Origin of the sequence: Pseudomonas sp. UBA3153, assembly GCF_002364635.1 — a bacterium.
GTDB classification, from domain to species: domain Bacteria; phylum Pseudomonadota; class Gammaproteobacteria; order Pseudomonadales; family Pseudomonadaceae; genus Pseudomonas_O; species Pseudomonas_O kuykendallii.
In genome coordinates this window covers 118,963-129,412 of sequence record NZ_DEYR01000048.1, presented here as the reverse complement: position 1 = coordinate 129,412, position 10,450 = coordinate 118,963, and the positions used below count along the sequence as shown (strand labels likewise).

Here is a 10,450-nt window from a genome sequence, read left to right as displayed (position 1 = left end):
GGGATTGCGGGGAGTCAGCACCTGAAAGTTGGCCTGGCGCAACTGATCGACGCCGGAAACGAGATACACCTGAAAGCCGGCCAGAAGATGGTCATCGAAGCCGGCACCGAGCTGACCCTGAATGCCGGAGGCGCCTTCATCAAGCTCGATCCGGGCGGCGTTACCCTCAACGGCTCGCTGGTCAGGATCAACGCCGGCGGCTCGCCGGGCCATGGCACGGGAATTGGCCTCAAGCCGCCAATCCTGCCGGGCGCGGCAGACAGGGACAGCGCCGGAAACCTCCTCGACGAAGGGCTGAAGAACAGCCTCGAAGAGCCGCCTAAGCCACGGCGGATGCTGAATTTCAGCAGTTGAAGGTAGCGCGACTCAAGGATGAGACAGGTACCATGACCGAACAACAGAAGATCACCAACTGGAGTTACCCCTTCAAGCCCCGGACCGCCCCTGGCGCCGAGCCGACCGAAGATGTCTGGCTCTACCAGCAGGCCCTGGCCAATGCGCTGGGCGGCCATTATCCGCTGGGAACGAACGGCCTCTGGCACGGCGGCGTGCACTTCGACCAGGGCACCGCGGGGCTGCTCGACCAATCCTCGGTGTATTGCATCGCCGATGGCGAAGTCATCGCCTACCGTATCGACGAGCGCTACCCGGTCTCCGAGTACGAGTCGGGGCCCAAGCCCTACTCCACCGGCTTCGTGCTGGTGCGGCACCGCCTCGAAGTGCCGCAGCCCACGCCGGCCAACGCTTCCCAGCCGACCGCAGCAACCTCGAGCCCGGCCCCCTCGCTGACCCTGTTCAGCCTCTACATGCACCTGCTCGACTGGGATCACTACGGGCTGGAAGGGGCACCCAACCCGCCCTCCTTCATAAGCGAAACGCTCTACACCGTTAAGCCCGCCAAGGCCACCGACCCCACACTCGGACTGCGCGTGCGCGCCACGCCGGGTAACGGCCCCGTCATGGCCCTGTTGCCCAAGGGCACCCGGGTAGAAGTAGGTGACGCCCACCCGGGATCGCCGAAATGGCGTCGCCTTCTCAACGTGATCGAAGGTGCCGCGCTTCCTTCGCTGGCAGCCTGTGGTAGCGGCTGGGTCTTCACTGGAGAAATGGAATCGACGCCCGCGCCCAATGTCTTCCTGGTCGGCGAGCACGCCAACGACCATGAGCCGAACCTCGCGCCAAACCGCGGCCTGAACGTTCGCAAGACCGGGCGTGGAACCGCCGGCGACCCCAAAACCGGCCTGCTTCCCGAGGGCACCCGCGTCTCGCTGGAGCCGGGGCCTGCACCCTATCGGAAGATCAAAGCCATCATCGAAGGCACAGTACTTCCGCCACTGGCCGACAACAGCGTCCGGAACATCCACGGCTACGTGCATTTCGACTCGCTACAGGCGACGCGGGCCACGCCCATCTGCGGAGTGGTTCACCTGCTGGACCCACCCTACCCCATCAAAGCCGGCGAACTGATCGGCCATCCGGGCCACTACCAGAACCATAACGACGGTGCCCCGCAATCGCTGCTGCACCTGGAGCTGTTCAGCTGCGACGACGTCCCCGCCTTCATCGCCCAGAGCCGAGCCCTGGCCAGCGCGCTGCCTGCGGAACAGAAAACCCAACTGAAGATTCACAAGGGCGCGAGCAAGCTGATCCCGCACCGCGAAGGCATCGACGCCAGCCACCCACCCTCGATCACCGATGCCGGCACAACCATCGGGGTGGACCTGATCATTCCGATCAGTACGCTGGAACGCCTGCCGCCCAGCCACAAGATCAGCCTCAATACAGCCACCAACCCCGGCCCGGTCACCCACTGGTGGCGCCTGGATAACATCCTGGCCGACAACGACGGCAACCCCATCAGCGGCTGGCTGGCCGAACAGGACCTGATCACCACCCGACACAGTCCGTGGGAGTGGGAGGGGTTCGAGTGTGTTGAAGATAACGCCTGTAACGCCGATCACCTGGCGTGCCATCTCGACACGAAAAATCTGCTGCAGGAGTCGGAACAATCCCGATTGCAGAGCCAGATCACTACCGCCGACGAAGGCAAGCTTAAGACTCGCCTTTACGAGATCATCGATGGGACCGATGGAAGTGCTCGTGACAACAAATTGAGCATCACAGAAATACAGGCGGCACTAAGGAAGCGTTCGAATTTACAAGCTATCTCGCGGCTTATCTGTAATTATGAAAGTGAGTGGTTGTGGTGTGATGACAAGTGGAGCTCTCTAGACTCAATAGTTGGTGAAGAAACTCAAGCTAACTGGATGATTGAGAAATCCAGAATCAAGAGGCTATCTTACTGGGAAGAAGCAAATCTCTTCAAAAGCCGAACAACGTGGCATTTCCATCCGATAGAAACAATAGTACAAAGAATAGAAATAGAAGCCATAATAACTCTAGCCATGTTGAGGGCGGCGAACCCTAGCGGGTCAAACGAGTTGCATGAGGAAATTCTACCGTTCTTGAACAAATACGCCAGAATCTATAATTTAATTTCTTCTAAAGAAATAGCCCACTTCCTTTCCCAAATCTCACATGAGAGCCATCTGAAGACAGTATCTGAAAACCTTGTATTCAGCCCAAAAAACATGCGAAAGACATTCGGCTGCAAGCAACATTTCGGGCAAATCACCTACAACGCCGATACAGACGAATGCAATTTTGGAAGACTAAGGGAAAAGCTTTGGACAGAGGAAAGCACCTATTCATTTAACGCCGAAAATCTTGGAAACTATGTCTACGCTAATAGGATGGGAAATGGAGATGAATCAAGTGGTGAAGGTTACAAATACCGCGGGCGAGGAATAATACAGATAACTGGAAAAGACGCCTACGAGAACTTTCAGCGGATCCACAATCAAAACAACCCTGATGATACTGTCAACTTTCTAGATAATCCAGATTTAATAATCTCGTCTAAAAGCTATGCCGTGGAGTCAGCTTTTGTATATTGGTTCACTAAAAAAAATGGTTCCGGTCGGTCGCTGTCGGACGTAGCAAAATCTGGAACGGTATCGGAAGTAACTCAAATTGTGAACGGCGGCCAAAATGGATATGCCGATAGGAAAACTAGATTCAATGCAATAGCAAGAATAATCAACGTACCGCAAGAGCTATCATAGTATGAGGCCATACATATACCTAATGTTTTTTCTGATACTTTCGCAGATATCTTACGGGCAAAATACATACAAGCAGGACAAAAGCATAGTTCACGGCCCTTTTAGAAATCCAATAATCGAAAATAGCAATATATACTTCTCAAAATCCCAAGAAACTAACTACCCATTGTATTTGATACTAGAAAACACCGGAGCACATGATAATGGACTTGTAATAGACAAATACGAAACATCAGGCTCTGACCCACATATCGAATCAGCCTTTTTCTTTCCAATTAAAAAGGAAAACAATCTCCTTGTCATAGTTTCTTGGGAAATCAATAGTCGCGGCTTAGGCACGTACGGGATTCTCTATCAAGTCTATGCATACAAAAAAAATAATAATTCGCTGGTAAGCAACAGGATTATAAGCTCAGACTCCCACATGACAGGCATGGAGGGATATATAGAAGGCGTAGAGTCAACATTTAAATTAAAGACTGCCAGCGACGTTAAAGCCTATATCAAGAAAAACCTCTAGGCACAAAAGCATCAATCAAGCCTTACACCTCATGCCGTATTAGGACAAGATGCCCCACGACCCTGTCCCAAACGTCATCAGGAGCCACCCATGCGCGAAAGCGTATTCGCTGAGCGGATCGTGCAGAACACGCTGGACACCGACTTCTACAAGCTCACGCAGATGCAGGCGGTGCTGCACAACTACCCGAATGCGGAGGTGGAGTGGGAGTTTCGTTGTCGCAATGATGAAGACCTGCGCCCCTATCTGAGCGAGATCCGTCAGCAGATCGAGCAGCTCTCCGATACCTCGGCGACGGCCGATCAGATCGGGTTTCTCGAGCGGATTCCCTTCATGAAAGCGGACTTCATCCGCTTCCTCAGCCTGTTTCGCTTCAACATGCGCTATGTGCAGACCGGCGTGGAGAACGGCCAGGTGTTCGTTCGTCTGCGCGGACCCTGGCTGCATGTGATCCTGTTCGAGATTCCGCTGCTGGCGATCATCAGCGAGGTGCGCAATCGGGCGCGTTATCCGGGCGCGTTGCTGGAGCAGGTCAGCGAGCAGCTCTATCGCAAGCTCGACTGGCTGCGCAAGGAAGCCAGCGACGATGAGCTCAGCGGCTTCCAGCTCGCCGACTTCGGCACGCGGCGGCGCTTTTCCTACCGCACCCAGGAAGAGGTGGTGCATATCCTCAAGCGCGATTTCCCCGGGCGGTTCGTGGGCACCAGCAACGTGCATCTGGCCCGCGAATACGACCTCAAGCCGATCGGCACCATGGCCCACGAATGGCTGATGGCGCACCAGCAGCTCGGCCCGCGGCTGATCGACAGCCAGGCCGCCGCGCTGCAGACCTGGGTGCAGGAGTACCGCGGCCAGTTGGGTATCGCTTTGACCGACTGCATCACCATGGATGCCTTCCTGCACGACTTCGACCTGTACTTCGCCAAGCTCTTCGACGGCCTGCGGCATGACTCCGGGGACCCGTTGGCGTGGGCGGAGAAGGCCATCGCGCAATACCTCAGGCTGGGCATCGACCCGCAGACCAAAACGCTGATCTTCAGCGACGGGCTGTCCTTCCCCGCCGCGCTGTCGCTGTATCGCCAGTTGCACGAACGAATCAATGTCAGTTTCGGCATCGGCACCAACCTCACCTGCGACATCCCCGGCGTGGAACCGATGAACATCGTGTTGAAGATGATCAGCTGCAACGGCGAACCGGTGGCGAAGATTTCCGACACGCCAGGCAAGAGCCAGTGCAAGGACGAGAGCTTCCTCGCCTACCTGCGCCATGTGTTCCGCGTCGACGGCGGGCGCTGATCCAACGGCGCCAGCTGAAACAAAACGGCCCGGTGATTCCGGGCCGTTTCGTTCATGCCTGACGGGGACGTCAGGAGGTCGCCGGCGCGCCCTGGGCGGCGGTTTCCTCCTGCTTGTGCCACCGGTTGGCCCGGGCAAAGGTGCCGAAGTCGTTGAAGCGTACACCAGCATCGCGCATTACCCGATGGGCCAGCGGCGCGGTCATCTGGCGAATGTAGAAGGGCTCCTTCACCACGAAATGATGGATCGCGTGGGTGCTGCCGAAGTTGAAGCAGAACGCCTGCAGCGGCCACATCCACCAGGGGTTGAGTACCTGGGTCTGCTGGATCACGTTGCCCGGCTCGACATCGCCGTAGTAGTGCATGTTGGAGCTGACGAAGTGCAGGCAGAAGGTGCGCAGCACGTTGGGGCCGACCAGCACCACCACTGCGATATCGACAATGTTCATCACCTCCAGCGTGGTCGCCGACCAGGCCACCGGTGCGCCGAGCAGGCCGCTCGCACCATCGATGGCGTGGAAGCCGAGAAACAGGTACCAGGTGCCCCAGTTGAGCAGCGCCAGCGGCGCATAGACCCTGAGCGTGCGCGCCAGGATGCTGCGTTTGTGCGCCCAGGTTTTGGCGCGCAGCATGCGGATGAGCGAGGACATCACGTTGTCGCCGACCATCAGCAGACGGGCGAGACCCCAGGGCTCGCCGTTGGTGATGGCGCGCTCCTCCATGTCGGTCTCTGTACCGGAGACCTTGTGATGGTTGAGGTGCAGGTGGCGGCGAATCCACGGGTTGATGGTGCTGGGCCGCGCCATCCAGACCAGCGCCAGCATCAGGTTGTGCGGCACGCGCTGCTTGCGGAAGTACATCGAATGGATCAGGTCGTGTTCGAGCTCATGGGTCAGCGAGGCGAAGAAGGCATTCGCCAGCAGGCAGGCCCACCAGGCAATCGCGCCATTCAGGTAGAGCAGCGCCGAGCCGATCATCCCGGCGAGGGCGAAGGCGAGGATGCCGGCGCCCAGCGCATCCTGATGGTTGAGGACAGGGTAGCGCCGGCGCAGTTCGACGCCGCGCGCCATCACCGCTTCACGGATGTGCGCGGAGCGCTGCTGATCGGTCAGGGCAGTGGGGTTCATTGGCGTGTCCTTTTGTTATCGTCTGTTGAGGCACGCCGCTACTCTGCGACATGCTGACGCGGATCGCCCGACCCTGGACGCCAACCTGTTGACCGGACACGCCAACCTGCATGACTGCCGAACCCACCACCCTGGCCAGCTGGACCCGCGCGCTGCGCAAGCAACTCAACGCGCTCGGCCTGGACAGCGCCGCGCTCTGCCGGGAAGCGGGTCTCGACCCGGCGTTGATGGATGACCCCAACGCGCGCTATCCACTGTCCGCCACCACGCGGCTCTGGCACCTGGCGGTAGCGGCCAGCGGCGATCCGGCGCTGGGCCTGAAGATTTCCAGCTACGTCAGCCCGACCACCTTCCACGCGCTGGGCTACGCGCTGATCGCCAGCACGACCCTGCGCGAGGTGTTCGAGCGCATCGTGCGCTATCACCGGGTGGTCAGCGATGCGATGGAGCTGGACCTGCGCGAGCGCGACGGGCACTACGAATTCCGTTTCCGCGTACCGCCGGGCAGCCCCGAACCGGCGGCCGAGGCAATGGACGCCTTCGCCGCGATCTACGTGCGCACCTGCCGCAACCGTCTCGGCCGGGACTACGCGCCGCAGGCGGTGCACCTGAGCCGCGCCGAGCCCGCCGACAGCCGTCCGTGGCAGGAGGTGTTCCGCGCGCCGATGCATTTCGGCGCGGCGGAGAATCGCCTCGAATTCGCCCGCATCGATCTCGAGCGACCGCTGGACGACGGCAACCCCGAGCTGGCCGCACACAACGAAACCGTGCTGCAGAAGACCCTCGAACAGCTGCAGGCGCCGACCTGGACACGTCAGGTGCGCGCGGCGCTGGAGGCGCGCCTGCCGGACGGCGAACCCTCGGCCGAAGCCATCGCCAGCTCGTTGCACCTGAGCCTGCGCAGCCTGCAGCGGCATCTGGCGGAGGAGGGCGTCGGCTACGAGGCGCTGCTGGCCGAGACCCGCCGTGCGCTGGCCCTGCGCTACCTCGACGACCCACGCAACGCGCTGGGGGAAATCGCCTACCTGCTCGGCTTCGCCGACACCAGCAGCTTCAGCCGCGCCTTCAAGCGCTGGACCGGGAAGACTCCCAGCCAGTACCGGGAGGCGGGACGCTAGCCTCGCCAGGGGGGCGCCGCACGTGGCGCATCCTGGCGAGAGCCACGCGCACCGCGATCAGACCAGCCCCCGGATACCCGCCAGCACCAGCAGCAGCGAGCCGGCGGCGAGCAGCGTCTGCAGGGTGATGATGCCCGCCATCAGGTGGCCGTCGCCGCCCAGCTGGGTAGTCAGCACATAGGACGTCGGCGCGGTGGGCAGGGCGAAGAACAGGATCAGCACGCTGCTTTCCAGCGTCGGCAGACCGCTCAGACGCGCTACGCCGAACGCCAGCAGCGGCATGGCCAACAGGCGTACGGCGCAGTTCCAGCCCAGCGCCGGGACTTCCCCGGCGAGCTCCTGCGGGCGCAGCGCCGCGCCCACGCAGAGCAGGCCGAGCGGCAGGCTGGCGGCACCGAGCATGCTCAGCAGACGCTCGCTGCCGCCGGGCAGGCCGACGCCGCAGAGGTTGACCGCGGCGCCACCCAGACAGGCGAGAATCAGCGGATTCTTCAGGATCGGCAGGGCCAGCGAGCGCAGGCTGACGCCACGCTCGGCGGTCAGCGCCCATACCGACATCACATTCACTGCTGGCACCATCAGCGCCAGCATCAAGGCCGCCAGGGTCAGCCCCGGCTTGCCGAACAGGCTGCCGACCACGGCCAGCCCGAGGTAGGTGTTGAAACGCAGCACGCCCTGGGCGAACGCGCCGAAGCGCGCCGCCGGCCAGCCGCGCAGGCGACGCATCAGCAGCAGCCCGAGCCAGGCGACGCCCAGTCCGATCAGCACCGCCGCGCCCAGGCGCGGCAACGCCGGGTTGTCCAGCGGCGCGCTGGCGAGGTTGCCGAAGAGCAGGGCGGGGAACAGCAGGAAGTAGTTGATCCGCTCGGCACCGGGCCAGAAGGCTTCGCTGGGAAAGCCGCTACGCCGCAGAAGGAAACCGCCGATAATCAGAGCGAACAATGGCCACAGGGCCAACAGCAGATCAGTCACGGGAACCCCCGGTGGTAGTGGAGGCCAATCCTGGCGAGCCACGCGGCGGTCGGTCAATGGCCGAGGAGGAATTCATGCGGGAGAGTCACCAGGGCGGCTGCCACTGCGGCGCGCTGCGCTACCGCTTCGCCGCGCCGCTGCGCGATATCGCCCACTGCCACTGTTCAATCTGTCGGCGCACCAGCGGCGGCCTGGTCACGACATGGATCGGCGTGCCGCTCGACACATTCGAGTGGCTGCAGGGCACGCCGGCGCAGTACGCGTCGTCCGACACCTGCACCCGCTACTTCTGCGGCACCTGCGGCGCCCAGCTGGCGCTGTTCACCCGCCTCAGCCCGCAGACCCTGGACGTGACCATCGCCACCCTGGACGAACCGCAGCGGGCGCCGGCCGACCGGCACATCTGGGTGACCACCCGACTGCCCTGGCTGACGCTCGACCCGCACTTGCCCAGCGAGGACGAAGAAGCGCTCTAGCCGGCCGCCAGCTGCCGGCGCAGCTCCGTCAGCACCGGCGCGCTGTCCGGGCGCACGCCGCGCCACAGCAGGAAAGCCTCGGCCGCCTGCTCCACCAGCATGCCCAGCCCATCCAGCGCCGCGCGCGCGCCGTGCTCCACGGCCCACTGACAGAACGCCGTCGGCTGGCGGGAATACATCATGTCGTAGCACAGCGTGTGGCCGGGCTCGATCAGGCTGGCCGCGATCGGCGGCACCTCGCCGGTCAGGCTCGCCGAGGTGCCGTTGACGATCAGGTCGACCGGCGCGTCCAGCCAGTCGAAGCCGCTGGCCATGATTGGCCCGAGGTCGGCGAACGCCGCGGCCAGCGCCTCGGCCTTCGCCACGCTGCGGTTGGCCACGACCAGTGCCTTCGGCCGTTCGCCGAGGAAGGGCTCCAGCACGCCGCGCACCGCACCGCCCGCGCCCAGCAGGAGGATGCGCTTTCCGCTCAGCGAGAAGCCTGCGTTCACCGCGAGGTCGCGCAGCAGCCCGGCGCCATCGGTGTTGTCGCCCAGCAAGCGACCGTCGGCGAGCTTCTTCAGCGTGTTCACCGCCCCGGCGCGTTGCGCCCTCGCGCTGAGCTGGTCGGCGAGCTGGAAGGCCTGCTCCTTGAACGGCACCGTGACGTTGCCGCCCAGGCCCTCGGCGAAGAAACCGCGGGCGAACCCGGCGAAGTCGTCCAGCGGCGCCAGCAGTGCCTCGTAGCTGAGGGCCTGGCCGGTCTGTTCGGCGAATAGGCGGTGGATCAACGGCGACTTACTGTGGCCGATGGGGTTGCCGAAGACGCAGTAACGGTCCATGGAAGCGGCTCCTCGAAGGGTGTGGGTCTGCGGCGCGGCGGGCTCAGGGCAGCAGGCCCAGCCAGTCGCGGTCGGTGAGGAAATATTCGGTCAGCCGGGCCTCTTCGCTGCCCGGCTCGGGCTTCCAGTCGTAGCCCCAGCGCACCTGCGGCGGCAGCGACATGAGTATCGACTCGGTGCGCCCGCCGGATTGCAGGCCGAACAGCGTGCCGCGGTCGTAGACCAGGTTGAATTCGACGTAGCGCCCGCGGCGGAAGGCCTGGAACTCGCGCTGCTGCTCGCTGAACGGGGTCGCCTTGCGGCGCTGGATGATCGGCAGGTAAGCCTCGAGGTAGGCGTCGCCCACCGCGCGCATGAAAGCGAAGCTGGTGTCGAAATCCCAGGCATTGAGGTCGTCGAAGAACAGCCCGCCGATGCCGCGCGGCTCGCCACGGTGCTTGAGGTGGAAGTAGCTGTCGCACCACTTCTTGTAGCGCGGATAGACATCGGCGCCGAACGGCGCGCAGGCGGCGCGGGCCACTTCGTGCCAATGCACGCAGTCTTCCTCGACGGCGTAGAAGGGTGTCAGGTCGAAGCCGCCACCGAACCACCAGACCGATTCCTCGCCTTCCTTCTCGGCGCTGAAGAACCGCACGTTGGCGTGGGAAGTCGGTACGTGCGGGTTCTCCGGATGGATCACCAGCGACACGCCGAGCGCCTGGAAGCCGCGCCCGGCGAGCTCCGGCCGGTGCGCGCTGGCCGACGGCGGCAAGCCGTTGCCGAACACGTGGGAAAAGTTGACCCCGCCTTTCTCGATCAGCGCGCCCTCGCCGATGACCCGCGTGCGGCCACCGCCGCCCGCCGGACGCTCCCAGGCATCCTCGGCGAAGCGCGCGCGACCGTCCTCGGCCTCCAGCGCGGCGCAGATACGGTCCTGAAGGTCGAGCAGATAGGCCTTCACGGCCCCGGTCTTGTCGTTCACGAAATCACCCTGCACACAGCGGCCAAGGCCCGCGC

General features: G+C 62.7%; 9 protein-coding genes and 1 pseudogene. 6 read left to right on the top strand and 4 right to left on the bottom strand.

What is annotated here, in order from left to right; all coding sequences use genetic code 11:
• The 4 genes and pseudogenes from B2X67_RS13185 to pncB all read left to right on the top strand — a co-directional run.
• Positions 1-354: pseudogene (locus B2X67_RS13185) on the top strand (type VI secretion system tip protein VgrG); the annotation flags it as partial.
• Between the two features lie 32 nt (positions 355-386).
• Positions 387-3,125, top strand: coding sequence for a glycoside hydrolase family 19 protein (locus tag B2X67_RS13180; protein ID WP_286785760.1), 2,739 nt, complete (start codon positions 387-389; stop codon positions 3,123-3,125).
• A 1-nt stretch (position 3,126) separates the two neighbouring features.
• Positions 3,127-3,645 carry a hypothetical protein gene (locus B2X67_RS13175; protein WP_282342493.1) on the top strand — a complete coding sequence of 173 codons (519 nt, stop codon included), beginning with the start codon at positions 3,127-3,129 and terminating at the stop codon, positions 3,643-3,645.
• Between the two features lie 90 nt (positions 3,646-3,735).
• Positions 3,736-4,941 carry a nicotinate phosphoribosyltransferase gene (gene pncB, locus B2X67_RS13170; RefSeq protein ID WP_286785759.1) on the top strand — a complete coding sequence of 402 codons (1,206 nt, stop codon included), beginning with the start codon at positions 3,736-3,738 and terminating at the stop codon, positions 4,939-4,941.
• A 70-nt stretch (positions 4,942-5,011) separates the two neighbouring features.
• Here the strand turns inward: pncB and B2X67_RS13165 are convergent, their stop codons facing one another.
• Positions 5,012-6,067, bottom strand: a complete 1,056-nt coding sequence (locus B2X67_RS13165; protein WP_286785758.1) for a fatty acid desaturase — start codon at positions 6,065-6,067, stop codon at positions 5,012-5,014.
• Between the two features lie 110 nt (positions 6,068-6,177).
• Between B2X67_RS13165 and B2X67_RS13160 the strand changes: the two genes are divergently transcribed.
• A complete protein-coding gene (locus B2X67_RS13160; protein ID WP_286785757.1) occupies positions 6,178-7,185 on the top strand; it encodes an AraC family transcriptional regulator in 1,008 nt (335 codons plus the stop codon).
• 57 nt (positions 7,186-7,242) lie between these two features.
• Here the strand turns inward: B2X67_RS13160 and B2X67_RS13155 are convergent, their stop codons facing one another.
• A complete protein-coding gene (locus B2X67_RS13155; protein WP_376747724.1) occupies positions 7,243-8,199 on the bottom strand; it encodes an AEC family transporter in 957 nt (318 codons plus the stop codon).
• Between the two features lie 32 nt (positions 8,200-8,231).
• Between B2X67_RS13155 and B2X67_RS13150 the strand changes: the two genes are divergently transcribed.
• Positions 8,232-8,633, top strand: coding sequence for a GFA family protein (locus tag B2X67_RS13150; RefSeq protein ID WP_282342489.1), 402 nt, complete (start codon positions 8,232-8,234; stop codon positions 8,631-8,633).
• Here the strand turns inward: B2X67_RS13150 and aroE are convergent.
• Together aroE and hemF are read right to left on the bottom strand one after the other, a co-directional pair.
• The gene (aroE, locus tag B2X67_RS13145; protein WP_286785756.1) at positions 8,630-9,454 is read right to left on the bottom strand and encodes a shikimate dehydrogenase; all 825 of its coding nucleotides are present in this window, start codon (positions 9,452-9,454) and stop codon (positions 8,630-8,632) included. The genes B2X67_RS13150 and aroE overlap by 4 nt on opposite strands.
• Positions 9,455-9,497: 43 nt before the next feature.
• The gene (gene hemF, locus B2X67_RS13140; protein WP_286785755.1) at positions 9,498-10,415 is read right to left on the bottom strand and encodes an oxygen-dependent coproporphyrinogen oxidase; all 918 of its coding nucleotides are present in this window, start codon (positions 10,413-10,415) and stop codon (positions 9,498-9,500) included.
• Positions 10,416-10,450 lie beyond the last annotated feature (35 nt).